Annotated in this window: 14 protein-coding genes; 8 read left to right on the top strand and 6 right to left on the bottom strand. The window is 44.0% G+C overall.

Going from position 1 to position 14920, the window contains the following annotated elements; translation table 11 throughout:
• The first annotated feature begins 2 nt into the window (after positions 1-2).
• Genes K7G75_RS07135 through K7G75_RS07125 form a run of 3 tightly spaced genes read left to right on the top strand, consistent with a single transcriptional unit; the run spans position 3 to position 1717 of the window.
• Positions 3-806 (top strand): phosphatidate cytidylyltransferase, encoded by an 804-nt coding sequence (locus K7G75_RS07135; protein WP_222983567.1) that lies wholly within the window; start codon positions 3-5, stop codon positions 804-806.
• Complete coding sequence (locus tag K7G75_RS07130) at positions 796-1461, top strand: phosphatidylserine decarboxylase family protein (RefSeq protein ID WP_222983566.1); 666 nt, start codon at positions 796-798, stop codon at positions 1459-1461. The genes K7G75_RS07135 and K7G75_RS07130 overlap by 11 nt, the downstream gene beginning before the upstream one ends.
• Positions 1454-1717: an acyl-CoA-binding protein gene (locus K7G75_RS07125; protein WP_222983565.1), complete on the top strand. Its 264-nt coding sequence runs from the start codon at positions 1454-1456 to the stop codon at positions 1715-1717. The genes K7G75_RS07130 and K7G75_RS07125 overlap by 8 nt, the downstream gene beginning before the upstream one ends.
• Here the strand turns inward: K7G75_RS07125 and K7G75_RS07120 are convergent.
• The 5 genes from K7G75_RS07120 to K7G75_RS07100 form a co-directional block, all read right to left on the bottom strand.
• On the bottom strand, positions 1714-2982 hold the full coding sequence (locus K7G75_RS07120) for a sterol desaturase family protein (RefSeq protein ID WP_222983564.1): 1269 nt from the start codon (positions 2980-2982) through the stop codon (positions 1714-1716). The genes K7G75_RS07125 and K7G75_RS07120 overlap by 4 nt on opposite strands.
• 51 nt (positions 2983-3033) lie before the next feature.
• Positions 3034-3864 (bottom strand): sugar phosphate nucleotidyltransferase, encoded by an 831-nt coding sequence (locus K7G75_RS07115; RefSeq protein WP_222983563.1) that lies wholly within the window; start codon positions 3862-3864, stop codon positions 3034-3036.
• A gap of 5 nt (positions 3865-3869) precedes the next feature.
• Complete coding sequence (locus tag K7G75_RS07110) at positions 3870-4922, bottom strand: mevalonate kinase family protein (RefSeq protein ID WP_222983562.1); 1053 nt, start codon at positions 4920-4922, stop codon at positions 3870-3872.
• Between the two features lie 8 nt (positions 4923-4930).
• Positions 4931-6319, bottom strand: a complete 1389-nt coding sequence (locus K7G75_RS07105) for a Gfo/Idh/MocA family protein (RefSeq protein ID WP_222983561.1) — start codon at positions 6317-6319, stop codon at positions 4931-4933.
• 95 nt (positions 6320-6414) lie between these two features.
• Positions 6415-9045 (bottom strand): valine--tRNA ligase, encoded by a 2631-nt coding sequence (locus K7G75_RS07100; RefSeq protein WP_222983560.1) that lies wholly within the window; start codon positions 9043-9045, stop codon positions 6415-6417.
• 191 nt (positions 9046-9236) lie between these two features.
• Here K7G75_RS07100 and K7G75_RS07095 point away from each other — a divergent pair, with 191 nt between their 5' ends.
• On the top strand, positions 9237-9626 hold the full coding sequence (locus K7G75_RS07095) for a DUF1573 domain-containing protein (protein WP_222983559.1): 390 nt from the start codon (positions 9237-9239) through the stop codon (positions 9624-9626).
• 52 nt (positions 9627-9678) lie between these two features.
• On the opposite strand, the gene K7G75_RS07090 is transcribed toward K7G75_RS07095, so the two are convergent.
• Positions 9679-11019: an aspartyl protease family protein gene (locus K7G75_RS07090; RefSeq protein ID WP_262420280.1), complete on the bottom strand. Its 1341-nt coding sequence runs from the start codon at positions 11017-11019 to the stop codon at positions 9679-9681.
• A 148-nt stretch (positions 11020-11167) separates the two neighbouring features.
• On the opposite strand from K7G75_RS07090, the gene K7G75_RS07085 reads away from it, so the two are divergent.
• From K7G75_RS07085 to K7G75_RS07070, 4 genes are all read left to right on the top strand, one after another.
• A complete protein-coding gene (locus tag K7G75_RS07085) occupies positions 11168-12361 on the top strand; it encodes a pyridoxal phosphate-dependent aminotransferase (RefSeq protein WP_222983558.1) in 1194 nt (397 codons plus the stop codon).
• Positions 12358-13374, top strand: coding sequence for a UDP-N-acetylmuramate dehydrogenase (gene murB, locus K7G75_RS07080; protein WP_222983557.1), 1017 nt, complete (start codon positions 12358-12360; stop codon positions 13372-13374). The genes K7G75_RS07085 and murB overlap by 4 nt, the downstream gene beginning before the upstream one ends.
• A 196-nt stretch (positions 13375-13570) precedes the next feature.
• Positions 13571-14137, top strand: coding sequence for an RNA polymerase sigma factor (locus tag K7G75_RS07075; RefSeq protein WP_222983556.1), 567 nt, complete (start codon positions 13571-13573; stop codon positions 14135-14137).
• Positions 14134-14892 (top strand): anti-sigma factor, encoded by a 759-nt coding sequence (locus K7G75_RS07070; RefSeq protein ID WP_222983555.1) that lies wholly within the window; start codon positions 14134-14136, stop codon positions 14890-14892. The genes K7G75_RS07075 and K7G75_RS07070 overlap by 4 nt, the downstream gene beginning before the upstream one ends.
• Positions 14893-14920 lie beyond the last annotated feature (28 nt).

The following is a 14920-nucleotide window of genomic DNA, read 5'->3' as shown; positions in this document are numbered from 1 at the left end:
CCATGAAAGAAATTTTTAGGCGTTCACTGACAGGCGTCATCTATGTGGTGCTCCTGTTGGGAACAGTTTTTCTAAGTTCCGACGCATTTGATTTTCTGTTCATGGCCTTTGGTCTCGCCTGCCTCTACGAATTTAAAAGAATTGTCCGTCTAAAGGGATATTACATTTTCATAGCCTATTTGATGCTGTGGTGGGCCTATATTTATTTGTTGGAAGACGATTTGCCCATTACCCTGCTCATGTTGTTCACCCTAAGTGTGAATTTTGCCTTGCTCGCGTTCCTTTTCTCAAAAAGGACCATAAAATTCAACGACGTACAAAAATTTATAATTGCCCTGCTCTACATTGGTGGAGGATGTATTTTCCTTACCATGATACCTTATGATCAAGATAGCTTTGCCAAATTCCTGATCATGGGCATCTTTATTCTGATATGGGTAAACGACACATTTGCCTACTTGGTAGGAAGAACTTTGGGTCGCACCAAACTTTATCCCGCAGTTTCTCCAAAAAAAACCATTGAAGGTTCTTTCGGAGGTCTTATTTTTGCATTGCTGGCCGCCTATATACTGTCAAATTATGAACCTCGGTTAACCGTCACCCAATGGCTGATACTTGCCCTGGTCATTGTAATTGCAGGCAATTTTGGAGATTTGCTCGAATCAAAATTCAAGCGTGTGGCCGGTGTAAAGGATAGTGGTGCCATTTTACCAGGTCACGGAGGGATTTGGGACCGATTGGACAGTTTGGTATTTGCCGCACCGTTTGCATATTTGGTATTAAATATATTTTCCTATGTTCCATAGAGAGGGCCAAAAAATTATAATATTTACCTTTTTTGCCGTGATAGCGGCCATTATAGCCACACAATATTATGTTGGGGTGGATTGGGTACGCTTGTCCCTACAGCTTGTCGCCCTTTTGATATTGATATTGATACTTCAATTCTTCAGGAATCCAAGAAGGTTGGTAACCCCCAACTTCAACGATATTTTGGCTCCTGTGGATGGCAGGGTCGTTGCCATAGAGGAAGTGGACGAACCGGAATACTTCAAGGACCGCCGCAGACAGGTATCCATTTTCATGTCTCCAATCAATGTGCATGTTACCCGCTATGCGGCCAGTGGTACGATAACCTATTCAAAATACCATCCAGGAAAATATCTGGTGGCCTGGCACCCAAAATCCAGTACGGAAAACGAACGGACCACGGTGGTGATACATACCCCAAAATTTGGGGAGATTGGTTATCGGCAAATTGCAGGTGCCATGGCTAGGCGTATTGTAAACTATGCCGAAGAGGGCGAACAGGTGACCCAGGGACAGGACGCCGGCTTCATCAAATTTGGTTCCAGGGTGGATTTATTGTTGCCCTTGGACTGCAACGTTACCGTGAAACTTAACCAAAAAGTGGTGGGAGCAAAAACATGTATCGCCTCAATACGTGGAAAGGATGATTGACGAAGGGCTACATAAAAAATTCAGGGAAGCGGTGGACTATATAAGTTCCTACACCAAACCTTTGCCCGCCGATCTTTTGCTCAAACTTTATGCCTACTATAAAATTGCGAACAAAAACTACAACAATCCGGGCAGTAAGACTCCTTTGATAAATGCATTTAAGGCCAATGCTCTTATCCAGGCACAGAACATCAGTATGGAAGAAGCCATGAAAAGCTATGTGGAACTGGTCAATAAGGAGATAAAGGGAAGCTAGGAAGCCAAATTGGGAGCAACATAGTTTTTTTCAAACCATGTGAAGTAAATTCCTCCCAAAATAGTGGCAAGAAAATACAGGGACACCAAATAGCTGCCTGCCGCCAAATAAGCATTGAGACCGAACCAATCCCCAGTCCAATAAATCAACACAAGGCCGCCAATTCCTCTCAACATCTCAATCCATACCGCATATCGCTTTCTATCCATCAAACTTGTGTAGCCGTAAATGCCCAAAAAAACAAAGCCGCCAAAAAACAGCAATTTGTTGAAACCAATCTCGGAATAGTTGTAGAACATAAAAAGCAATAAGGCTGTATTACAAAGAAGTTGGAAAACAGCATAAACCTTTAGGTTTAAAGTTGCTTCGGGGCCGTATTTTGAAAAATGATAGACGTCCTCGATTTTGCAAATGGGATATTTTTCAATAACGTCAGCAGGGCGCCAACCTGTGGGCATGAACCAAATACGGAGTTTGTCCCAATAACTTTTTGTACGCCAAGCATCTTGGCACAATCGCCAAAAGTGCTGGAAATTTATCAAAATGGGATTCCAGGTCGCAGCAGGCTTCAATACACCGTATTGGGGCGGAACTTCATCCATTTCTTCTTGAAATGTACCAAACCAGCGGTCCCAGATACAAAGTATCTGTCCCAAGTTTTTGTCGATATACTCCGGATTGATAGCGTGGTGCACCCGATGCTGGCTAGGCGTAACAATAATGTATTCCAACCAACCCATTTTGCCAATATGCTGGGTATGGTACCAAAATTGGGCAAACAGGTGAATCGGTGCCAAAATGGCGACTACCTCATTGGGAATCCCAAGAAAAGCTGCTGGAAGCAACAGTATCGGAAAATAACCGATCACATTGGATATGGACTGCCTCAGCGCACAGGCCAGATTAAATTCCTCACTGCTGTGATGAATCACATGTTGGTTCCAAAAAATGTTGATGTGATGGCTCAATCTATGGTTCCAGTACCCGGCAAAATCAATAGCGATGAAGGCAACCAACCAGACTGCCCAGGTAGCCTCTAATTGGACAATTGCCAAATTTTCGACCAAAAAGGGATACGTGACCAAAACCAAAGCCAATCCCAACGAATCCTTCACCACATTGGTCAAACCGGAGCTAAGACTGCTCACGGTATCCATTACATTGTGCTTTTGGTTCTTAACAAAATGGCCATAAATTACTTCAAAAAGCACCAGTGCCACAAAAAAGGGTATTGCATACAATAAAGCGGTCGCATAGGTTTCCATTCCTAAAATTTAAAAACATTAAAAGTGATATGGGGCAAAGCTGGCTTTAATTTACTCCATTTTTTTTAATATGGGTATATCGGCGGCACTTGTTAAATCGGGGATAGGTTCCGAACGGGGAATGCACAACACACTGTCCGGTAGCTCGTGAACCATATTGGCCACGGCTTTTGGCAATTCCTTTTCATCCCTGACAGGGTCTAGGGGGCAGTCCCTAATAAAAGGATAGATATCCTTTCCATAGAAGCTGAATATATTCATGCTCACCCTAATTTCCCCCAAAGAATCCTTGTAGTTGGAAAGCTGTTCTTTTTCAGGTTTTTCAATTATTCTTTTTAAGAACCCGTCATCTGTAACCTCCATTACTGCAAATTTGGAGATACGTTCATCCTTGTAGTCGAACCCAGAACTGGCATAGCTTATCAAGGCATTTGGCGTTTTTCGATCCTTCCTTAAATCATGCAATGCTCTCACTGAATATAGGTTATCGCCGTTGCAAACGGTAAAAAGGGTCTCGTTCAACTCAGGAAACTGGTCCATACACTGTTGCAATGCATCGGCCGTACCCAAAGGTTTCTTTCTTCCAGCAGGAATATGTTGGATTGCAAAAAACGTTTTGAACCCAAAGGGCATATTGTCCCTTACAAAATTGCGAAAGGGTTGGTTTTCTGGACCTGTTATCAAATATAGATGCGTGTATCCGGCATCCCAGGCATTTTTGACCAAGTAATATAAAAAGGGCGTTCCGTTTTTACCAACGGGAATCAGGCTTTTGTGGTAAATATCGCCAGGTACTTTTTTGTGGTCGGATAATTCTTCAAGACTTTTTTTCATTCGGGAGGAAGCACCTCCGGCCATAATCACCAAGCTCTTGTTCTCCATACTTCCTAATCGGTTAGTTTTACTTCATAAACTGCTTTTGCGCCATTTTGAAGAAAAGCTTTCACAACTTTTTGCTTATCCCCTCCATGTATCATGGCCACCATGCATCCTCCTCCTCCAGAACCAATGGTTTTTGCACCGATAGCTCCTGCTTTTCTGGCGGCATCCATCATGCGGATCATGGCCGTGGGCGTGTTCTGGATTTGTTCTTGGAGAATTATTTGATGGTCATTCATCAAACTACCCAATCTATGGATGTCCGGATTGGTTTTTGTCAGTTCCCGTTTGGCTTCAAGGGTAATATGATAGTTGTGGACCGTGGCATACCAATGTGGAAGAAATGCTTTTGGCACAAATTCTTTATATTTTTCGTAATCCGTCAGTTTCGTATTTTCCAAGCTAAAGGTGGTATCTGCCCTTTGTACTGCCTCAACGGCATTTTGTGCATAGCTGCGTGCATTTTTGAGTACATCCAAGGTTTTTTTTGCCAAGCCGGACTCTGCGACGAGCAATTTTCCCAGATTTTTGTTGAGAAGGGTACTTTTACCACTCTTGGTATCAATGTACAACATCCCTCCCTGTGCTATGCTATACTGATCCATTAAGCCACCAGGTTGTCCAAAAAAAAGCACTTCGGACTCATAGGCCCAACGACCGATCTGAACATCATCAATTTTCTTTGCCTTGTTTTGAGCTGCCACCAAAAAGCGTATCCAGGCCACCACAAGCGCAGAGGAACTTGAAAGTCCGGCATTCACTGGAATATTGCCAGATATTTCAATGGTATACCCCTGATTGAAATGTAATCCATGCTGTTTAGCCACCAGCATTCCGGAACGGAAATAATCTCCCGATTGGATGTTTTCAAGTGTATCATCCAGTTCTATTACTCGGTCTTGCTCCAAATCCAACAATTTGAGTACAAACTTTCGGGCGGTGTTAGGGGTTGCCCTTAAATTTATATAGCGATCTATGGTGCAGGCAATAACGGGAAGTCCCAAATAATCTTGATGGTCACCGTAAAAACAGATTCGTGCGGGAACTTGTATTTGAATCATTTTGCTAATCAGTTAATGATTTCTAGAGGCGTGGTTTCCTTCCAGTTGCCCCTTGTAAAATCTGGGAAAGGCTGCGGCGTCCCTCCACTGGCCACTGAACGTTCGCTCAAAGGGGATACTGCACTCCACAAACACCCCTCATATACGTTTTGATCTAAAGGAAGCCCTTGTTTTAGGCATTCCACAATTCGGTATACCATAATTCCGTCCATTCCCCCATGTCCGCTACCTTCGGAAGCTTTGTTCAATCTTTTATAGAGCGGGTGGTCGTACTTTTCATATACTTTTTGCAATTGTTCTCCCTGCACCCAAGAATGATGGTCCTGGGTGATTCCCTCAAACCCACCTTCCAAAGCTACTCGGGTAGGAAACCCTGCCAAAACACCTTGGGTCCCCTGCACTAGGTTCAATCTTGAATAGGGTCTTGGGCTGGTCTCGTCCCATTGCACCATGATGGTCTTGCCCATATATGTTTTGATGATGGAGGTATTCATATCTCCTCCTTTATAATCCAATTGATTCCATTTATGGTCGCTTGGATAGTTTTTTTCTGCATAGGCTGCCCGACCTCTGGCCGGGGTTGAAAATGAAACCAGGCTTCCAAAGGTATCCTCACCCCGGGCCAAATCCATATATTGTGCCACTGGCCCAAGGCCATGTGTTGGGTATACGTTTCCGTTGCGTTTTGCATAATGGTAGGTGCGCCAAGACCCCGTACCTCGTTGCTGTTCCTCCATTTGCCAACGGAGCTCATGGATGTAAGCGGCTTCGGCATGTATTATTTCGCCAATTACTCCCTGTCTGCACATGTTAAGAAACATAAGCTCATCCCGACCATAATTGACATTTTCCAACATCATACAGTGCTTTTGGGTACGTTCACTGGCATCCACAATATCCCACATTTCTTGGATAGTGACGGCAATGGGAACTTCAACAAACGCATGGGCACCATTCTCCATTGCTCCAATGGCCATGGGAGCATGGTTAATCCAGTTGGTGGAAATGAATACCACATCGGGACGGACCTCTTCAAGCATGGTTTTCCACTTATGTTCATCTCCCCAGTACTGTGCGATGTTTTTATGCCTATGTTCACCGGCAGCTTCTTTTACCCATTGCGTCTTTTCTCTTACCAAGTCTTCATAAAGATCACAAATGGCCACAACTTCAGTACCTTCCAAAGCTGCAAAGAACTTGGCATGCGTTCCTCCCCTAGCGCCGACTCCGATGAAAGCTGCTCTTACTTTTTCCAATTTTGGCGCAGCAAATCCACCCATATATTTGGATTGAAGAGGTCTCTCGGAATCTGCCATTAAGTGGTTTGGGACCATGGATATTGCCGCGGCAGATAAGGAAGTTTTTTTGATGAAACTGCGTCTGTTCAGGTATTTCATATAATAAAAGGTTATTGTTGGCAACCCTTGGGTTTAATCATTTTTAAAGTGCAAAGAAGGAATCTTTTCCCATAACCTGTAAACAACGGCTGTATCTACTCCAAACCTGCCAAACTTTTTTCCAAGGTCTCAATTTTGGCCTCGGCATCTGCGGCTTTTTTCTTTTCCATGGCCACCACTTGTTCTGGTGCATTGCTCACAAAGCGTTCGTTGCTCAACTTTTTCTGAACAGATTTCAAAAATCCGCGGGTATAATCCAATTCTTCCGTGATTTTCTTTATTTCCGCCTCCACATCTATGGAACCGCTCATTGGGATGAAGTATTCATTGCTCTTCACGCGGAAGCTCAACGCACCGTCCTTTCCACTGTCCACTGTTTCAAGCTTGGAAAGATTACCCAACTTGGTGATGATGGTGTCCATTTTTGAGCCGATATTTTCCGTGTTCAGCAGGAACAGTTCCAAAGCTTCTTTTTGGGCGATGTTCTTTTCCTTGCGAATAGTACGGATTCCCGCAATGACTTCTGCAGCAAAATCAAAGTCCGAAATCAGTGTGGTATCAGCTTCTGAACCTTTGGGCCAATCCGCTACGATCAAGGCCTGTTCCGGGGTTCGCTCGGCCATATGCTGCCATACTTCCTCTGTCAAAAATGGCATAAAAGGGTGCAGTAACTTCAAATTTGCCTCGAACAACTGTATGACCCTGTCCAAAGTGGTCTTGTCAATGGGATGTTGATAGCTTGGCTTTACGATTTCGAGCAACCAGGAACAAAAATCGTCCCAAACCAGTTTATAAATGGCCATAAGGGCATCCGAAATGCGATATTTTGAGAAATGGTCTTCGATTTCAGCCAATGTTTGATTCAATTTGGCGGTGTACCAATCGAGTCCGACGCTTGCCGCTTCGGGCTGAGGCAAATCGGCCACCTCCCAACCCTTTATCAATCGGAAGGCATTCCATATTTTGTTGGCAAAGTTGGCCCCTTGTTGACAAAGCGATTCATCAAACATAATGTCGTTGCCCGCTGATGAACTCAACAATAACCCCACACGAACGCCATCGGCACCAAAATCCTCGATGAGTTTTAGGGCATCGGGGGAATTTCCCAATTGTTTGGACATTTTTCGGCGTTGCTTGTCGCGAACCAATCCTGTGAAATAAACATTTTCGAAAGGTCGTTGCCCCCGATATTCGTAACCGGCCATGATCATACGGGCCACCCAAAAGAAAATAATGTCCGGGGCGGTTACCAAATCGTTGGTTGGGTAATAGTAATTGACCTCTTTGTTGTCCGGTTCCAAAATACCCCCGAAAACGCTAATGGGCCATAGCCAAGAGGAAAACCAAGTGTCCAATACATCTTGGTCCTGTTTTAAATCCGCAAGTTGAAGATTGGCATTTTTGGATTTGGTCCTAGCCAGTTCGAGCGCTTTTTCAGGTGTCTCCGCCACAACATAATCCTCCGTCCCATCACCATAATAATACGCTGGGATTTGCTGTCCCCACCACAATTGGCGGGAAATGTTCCAATCTCGTATTCCCTCCATCCAGTGACGGTATGTATTCGCAAATTTTTTGGGATAAAACTTAATGTCGTCTGTCTTCAAAACTCCATCAAGGGCCGGTTTTGCCAACATATCCATTTTTAGGAACCACTGATCTGACAATCTGGGCTCTATGACGGCCTTGGTACGCTCCGAAGTTCCAACTTTGTTGGTATACGGTTCCCGCTTCACCAGAAAGCCTTTTTCATTAAGTTCCCGCACAATTTCCTTGCGCACCACAAAGCGATCTTTTCCCTCATAGTGAAGCCCATTGGAATTCAAACTGGCATCGTCATTGAAGATATCAACGATTTCAAGGTTGTGTTTGTCCCCCAAGTTTTTGTCATTTTCATCATGCGCAGGGGTAACCTTAAGACATCCCGTTCCAAATTCAACGTCCACATAATCATCCTCAATAATGGGAACTGCCCTATTACATAGGGGAACAATTGCCTTTTTTCCTTTTAAGTGTTGATATCTTTCATCGTTTGGGTTGATACAGATGGCGGTATCACCCAAGATGGTCTCTGGCCGGGTGGTGGCGATGATTACTTTGTCGTTGGAATCCTCAATGGGATAAGCCAAATAGTATAGTTCTCCCTGTCTTTCTTCATAGATGACCTCTTCATCCGACAAGGTCGTCTTCGCCTCGGGATCCCAATTTACCATGCGAAATCCGCGGTAGATCAACCCTTTTTCATATAAATCCACAAAAACCTTGATTACAGAAGCCGACATATCGTCGTCCATGGTGAATTTGGTGCGGTCCCAATCGCAAGAGCAGCCAAGCTTTTTTAATTGCTCAAGGATAATGCCCCCATAAGTGTTGGTCCATTCCCAGGCATGATTCAGGAATTCATCCCTGCCCAGATCAGCCTTGTTGATTCCTTTTTCCTTTAATCTTGCCACTACCTTTGCTTCCGTGGCTATCGACGCATGGTCCATTCCAGGTACCCAGCAGGCATTCTTGCCCAAGAGCCTTGCCCGTCGCACCAAAACATCTTGAATAGTGTTGTTGAGCATGTGCCCCATATGGAGTACCCCAGTTACGTTCGGAGGAGGGATTACAATGGTATAGGGCTCCCGGCCATCAGGTTTGGAGCTGAAATAGCCATGTTTCATCCAGTACGAATACCAGTGTTCCTCTACCCTATTGGGTTCATATTTTGATGGAATATCCATGTTTCGGTACAGTTTTTGTTATTTGGAACCGAATTGGTTTTTGATGGGAAGAGTTGTTAATTTTGCATTATTCTTCACTTGAGGGCCAATCCAGAAATACGAAACAAAAATAAGTAACGTTATTACATAACAAAAGAATTTTGGATGTAGGTGGGAAAACATTTACATTTGAAATTCACCCAAAACTATAAATGATGAAAAAAACTGTACTCATGTTATTTGTAGGGCTGCTCTCTCTGGGGGTTTATGCCCAAGATGCGACAGCGAAAATCGAGTTTACAAGTGAAACTATCGACTACGGCGAAATTTCTAAAGGAAGCGATGGCGTCCGAGTATTTGAGTTTACAAATACGGGAAGCGCACCGTTGGTAATCAGCGATGTTAGGTCCAGTTGTGGATGTACCATCCCAAAAAAGCCAGAACAACCCATTTTGCCAGGTAAAACTGGTCAAATTGAGGTTAAATATGATACCAACAGGGTTGGCCCCATCAGAAAGGCCATTACTGTTACCTCAAATGCTGACACACCTACCAAAGTGTTGAAAATTAAGGGAAATGTGAAAGCCGAAGGCGCCAAATAACAAAAGTCAATTATTGCAAAGAAAAAAGCCCCAATGTAAGTTGGGGCTTTTTTTAATCGTCATCGAATACTTTTTTGAGGACAAAGGTGAAGAGCATGTCCTTGTTATAACGTTCAATCAAGACCTTGATGCGTTTACCCTCCTTTTCGTTCAGCATTTTCAAGACCTCCTGCAGCTTGTAACGGTGAATTCTTTTCCCATTTACGGCAAGAATCACGTCGCCCTCCTGTAAACCCGCCTCCGCGGCAGGGCTTCCGGCCCGGATACCTGAAACAATGATCTCCGGCACCAAGCTAAGTCGTGTCTTATTTTCCAAAAGGATCTGTACATTCCCAAATGTGGATTCATCGTCTCGCACTACACCCCTGGAATCCGCAATGCTTTCAGCGATATAGCGCAATCCGTTATGCTGTAGATCAATCCCCGCCAAATTATAGTGGAAGGAATCCCTGAAATTTCCATTTTTCTTTAGTGTGACCTGGCCTCTTGAGTAATCAATTACCATGTTGAACCGTTTTAAAATCTCGCCCCCCACACTGCCATTGCGGTCTCCCAGATTTTTTATAAATCCGAAGGATTCTTGGTAAGGAAAGGCAGCTTTGGCATCTTTTAGCTCAAAATCCCCAATTCGGACACCGCTCACTTTGGTGCGCTTGCCAAAAATATCGCCACTTAAACCACGGCCCAAATAGTCCTCATAATTCTTTTCTGGAATCTCCAGTCCCTTTTTGGGTTCATGGAACAACCAGAGTGCATCGCCACTACCGGTATCCACCAAAAGTTTGACAGGTATGTTCTCCGAATCCTTTATCAGCACGGTTCCCTCCACATAGGCCTTTCTATTTTCAATGGACAATGGGAGCGTTTGTGAGCGTTTGTGGGGTGTGTGATCATACAGTTCGGGGTTGTAAAGCTTGATGTACTGCGAACCATAGTTGATTTCCACTACAAAATCGCGGAACAGTTCATATCCCAAAATTCCATGTACGGGAATGCCCAATGACGTGGAAAAATTTATTCCTTTATCCAAAACCACATAAAGATCTTGATCATAGTTCTTGGCCTTGCCCAGGGTAAATTTATTGCCAGTGGAGCTCAGCGCCTTCATGGGTTCACCATCTCCCAAACCGCGAATGGTCACTTCGGACACATTGTTTATCTGCAATGAATCCTTGTCAGAAAGATTGAAAAGCAAAGGTCTACTGACTCCCGAGTCCAGTACGAAGGTCAATTTTGCCCCATTGATTTCCACAGGAATCACAATCAGGTTACTGATCAGTTCGAAATTTATTTTCTGGAATTCTTGGTCCGGCGGCAAACGAAACCCCTGTGCTGAAATAGAGATGGGCATCAGCATCAAAAGAAGTGCAATATTTAGTAGGATTTTCTTCAATTTGCTTACTTCTAACGGGTTGTCTATTCTAAATATACAAAATAATCGAGGATGATGGTTTAATTTAACATTCCACTAACCTGTCAAATAATGCTCGTATGTGTTGTTTTCGAGTGTAGGTTTTCCCATTTTTGCCTAAATTTCCCATATGCCAAGTATCTCAGAAAAAGGAAGGCGCATGCCCGCCTCACCCATTAGAAAATTGGTCCCCTATGCCGAGGCAGCTAAAAAAAGAGGGGTACATGTGATCCATCTCAATATTGGCCAGCCTGACATAAAGACTCCCAAAATTGCTTTGGATGCGGTAAGGAACCATACCATTGAGGTGCTTGCCTATAGCATGACAGAAGGATCGGAAGTGTACCGAGCCAAAATTGCGGAGTACTATGCCAAAAATGACATCCATGTTTCCGCGGATGAAATCATTGTAACCACTGGGGGGTCCGAGGCCCTATCGTTTGCCATGGGAACACTTATGGACAAGGACGATGAAATCATCATTCCTGAACCATTTTATGCCAACTACAATGGTTTTGCCACGGCCATGGGTATCAATGTGGTTCCCATTGAATCTAAGTTGGAGGATAATTTTGCCCTTCCCCCTATCGCAAATTTTGAAAAACTTATCGGACCAAGGACCAAGGCCATATTGATTTGTAATCCAGGAAATCCCACCGGTTACCTGTACAGCAAAGAAGAGATACAACAATTGGCGGCGTTGGTGAAAAAGCACGATCTTTTCCTTATTGCGGATGAGGTATATCGCGAATTCACCTATGATGGAAGACAACATTACTCCATTTTGCAAGAAAATGGGCTGGAGCAACATGCCATAATGGTGGACTCCGTTTCCAAAAGATACAGCATGTGCGGGGCACGTATAGGATGCCTGGTCTCTAAAAACCGAGAGGTTATAAAAACGGCTCTGAAGTTTGCCCAAGCCCGGTTGTCGCCCCCTACTTTTGCCCAGATTGCCAGTGAAGCGGCCCTGGAAACACCGCAGCACTATTTTAATGAGGTCATTGAGGAATACGTCGCTCGACGAAATATCCTAATCTCTGAACTGCGCAAGCTGGACAATGTAAAAGTAGCCGTGCCCCAAGGTGCCTTTTATTGTGTAGTTGAACTTCCCATACCAGACGCGGATGCCTTTGCGCAATGGATGCTCGAAAAGTTTGAAATGGACAATAGTACGGTAATGGTAGCCCCTGCCGCAGGATTCTATGCCACTCCTGGCCTAGGAAAAAATCAAATCCGTATTGCATATGTTCTTGAAAAGGACCGACTGGTGAAGGCTGTGCATTTGTTAGGGGAAGCCCTTAAAAAGTACGCAGCCCAGTGAACATTCAAGAGAATATATCCCTAAAGCCATACAATACCTTTGGTATTGATGCAAAGGCAAGGTATTTTGTGGAAATAACAGGATTGGCACAACTGCAAAAAGTACTTGAGCTCAAGGCCTATCCCAATAAATTCATCATCAGTGGCGGAAGCAACCTTTTGCTCACCAAGGATATAGATGCCCTGGTACTCCACATCAACATAAAGGGCAAGACCGTGGTGGAAGAAGATACTGAAGCCGTTGAAGTCAAGGTGATGGCAGGGGAAAACTGGCACGGGTTTGTTATGTGGTGTTTGGATAATGGGTATGGGGGATTGGAGAATCTTTCCTTGATACCAGGTAATACAGGGACGGCACCCATTCAAAACATTGGTGCTTATGGGGTGGAGCTCAAAGATGTGTTCGTTAGCTGCGCTGCCATGGAAATTGCCACCGGAGAGTTGATCTCTTTCGACCTGGAAGCCTGCGAATTTGGATATAGGGACTCCATTTTTAAAAGGGAAGCAAAAAATAAATACATCATCACCTCGGCCAACTTTGGGTTGACGAAGAAAGACCATGTTTTGAACACGGGCTATGGGGCCATAGAGGATGAACTCAGAAAAAAGGGCATTGTTTATCCCACAATAAGAGACATTTCCAACGCCGTGATAGCCATAAGGCAAAGCAAATTACCAGACCCAAAGGAGTTGGGCAACAGTGGCAGTTTCTTTAAGAATCCGGTGATTGGCAGGAAAAAATTTGATAGAATACTAAAAAATCATCCGAAAATACCCCATTATGAGGTGGACGAAGATCAGTTCAAAATTCCAGCAGGTTGGTTGATCGAGCAATGTGGTTTTAAGGGAAAACGCATTGGGGATGCGGGCGTTCATGAAAAACAGGCCTTGGTCTTGGTAAACTATGGAAATGCCACGGGAAAGGAGATTTTGGATTTGGCAACGCAAATACAACAGGAAGTGCTAAAAAAGTTTGATGTTAAGATCGAGCCTGAGGTCAATATAATAAGATAACCCCCGCATTGTACCAATAACGGGGGTCATACCAAACCAAACTAACCAAACTTATAAATATCATGTGCCGAAGCACTCCGATTCTAAATCAATTGAACGTTTTCATACTGCTTTTTAAGCCGTAACGTTGTAGTATATACGATATAAACATTATTTTAGATTTTGCCCCCTAGAATTTTATCCAAAGCAACCTTGAATGAGCACACTGATTGAGAGACATATCGTTTCGCTCCTCGCTGAAAAAGACGATAAGGCAATTTCGCTGTTATATGAAAACTACGGGGATACGCTGTTCGGGGTGGCCTTTAAAGTGTTGAAAGACGAGGAACTGGCCCAGGACGTGCTGCAGGAAAGCTTCATAAAAATCTGGAAAAAGGCTGACACCTACGACGCCTCCAAGGCCAAATTGTTCACATGGCTGTTCCGAATCACCAGGAACACGGCCATAGACAAACTCAGAAGCATAAACAATAAAGCCGACAAGGAAGTCCAAATGGAGGTTTCCAACGTATATAAAATTGGAGTGGACAGCATAAAGCCGGAACATCTTGATATCCAAGAGAACCTGGATAAGATAGACCCGAAGTACAGAATAGTTTTGGAAGCGCTGTTTTTTGAGGGGATGACGCAGCAGGAGGCGAGTGAAGAATTGGACATCCCTTTGGGAACCATCAAATCCAGATTGAAAATTGGGTTGAGGGAGCTTGGAAAGATTTACGGCACGGCATTGGCACTGCTTCTTATAATATTGATATCGTCATGAAAGAAAAAGTAAGACAGTTTTTAGAATCGGACATCTTGGAGAAATATCTTGTGGAAGATACCAACAAGGAGGAAACCGCAAAGGCTGAACGATATATCGCCATGTATCCTGAGGTGAGGGAAACCTATAACGAACTACAGGACAACCTCGAGGCATTTGCCAAAATGTATGCCAGAAAAACCCCGGAAGGCCTCAAGGAAATCATTTTGCACGGCGCCAGAAAAGAAAGGGCGGCCACCAAAAAGCTATGGCGCTACGCAGTAGCGGCCAGTGTTGCCATTATGTTGTTTGCCGGATCTTCCTATTTCTTCTGGAACCAGAACAAATCCTTGCAACAAGAGAATACTTTGGTCACCAACAAAATAAAGTATTTAGAGGACAACATGAAGGACCAATTGGAAGATATGAGAAACCAGTTCATAGTCCTCAACAATCCCGATACCCGTAAATACAACTTGAACGGAAAAAGAGAGGGAAAAGAGCTTAAGGCAATCGCCTATATAAATCCCGTAAAAAAGCTTTCATACATCAATGTGAGCAATGTGCCCAATCTACCTGAAAACAAGTGTTTTCAAATGTGGGCCGAGGTCAACGGCGAATTGGTCAACTTGGGGGTCATCAAACAGTTTGATGACAAGGACAAACTATTGGCCCTTCCCTATGCCGACAACGCCATAGGCTATATCACAATAGAGCCCGAAGGTGGTAACACATCACCATCGGTGGAGAACATTGTGGCCAACATCACCTACTAATATCATTCTTTTAAAGTATCCATAAAGC

Origin of the sequence: Flagellimonas meishanensis (genome assembly GCF_019880545.1) — a bacterium.
Classification (GTDB): Bacteria; Bacteroidota; Bacteroidia; order Flavobacteriales; family Flavobacteriaceae; genus Flagellimonas; species Flagellimonas meishanensis.
This window is presented reverse-complemented; position numbering and strand designations above follow the sequence as displayed.

Excerpts from the sequence above, each read along its gene's own strand:
- K7G75_RS07115 (WP_222983563.1), bottom strand. The coding sequence starts at position 3,864 with ATGGAGAACAAGAGCTTGGTGATTATGGCCGGAGGTGCTTCCTCCCGA.
- K7G75_RS07085 (WP_222983558.1), top strand. The coding sequence starts at position 11,168 with ATGCCAAGTATCTCAGAAAAAGGAAGGCGCATGCCCGCCTCACCCATT.
- K7G75_RS07120 (WP_222983564.1), bottom strand. The coding sequence starts at position 2,982 with ATGGAAACCTATGCGACCGCTTTATTGTATGCAATACCCTTTTTTGTG.
- K7G75_RS07110 (WP_222983562.1), bottom strand. The coding sequence starts at position 4,922 with ATGATTCAAATACAAGTTCCCGCACGAATCTGTTTTTACGGTGACCAT.
- K7G75_RS07100 (WP_222983560.1), bottom strand. The coding sequence starts at position 9,045 with ATGGATATTCCATCAAAATATGAACCCAATAGGGTAGAGGAACACTGG.
- K7G75_RS07070 (WP_222983555.1), top strand. The coding sequence starts at position 14,134 with ATGAAAGAAAAAGTAAGACAGTTTTTAGAATCGGACATCTTGGAGAAA.
- K7G75_RS07130 (WP_222983566.1), top strand. The coding sequence starts at position 796 with ATGTTCCATAGAGAGGGCCAAAAAATTATAATATTTACCTTTTTTGCC.
- K7G75_RS07135 (WP_222983567.1), top strand. The coding sequence starts at position 3 with ATGAAAGAAATTTTTAGGCGTTCACTGACAGGCGTCATCTATGTGGTG.
- K7G75_RS07075 (WP_222983556.1), top strand. The coding sequence starts at position 13,571 with ATGAGCACACTGATTGAGAGACATATCGTTTCGCTCCTCGCTGAAAAA.
- K7G75_RS07105 (WP_222983561.1), bottom strand. The coding sequence starts at position 6,319 with ATGAAATACCTGAACAGACGCAGTTTCATCAAAAAAACTTCCTTATCT.
- K7G75_RS07095 (WP_222983559.1), top strand. The coding sequence starts at position 9,237 with ATGATGAAAAAAACTGTACTCATGTTATTTGTAGGGCTGCTCTCTCTG.
- K7G75_RS07125 (WP_222983565.1), top strand. The coding sequence starts at position 1,454 with ATGATTGACGAAGGGCTACATAAAAAATTCAGGGAAGCGGTGGACTAT.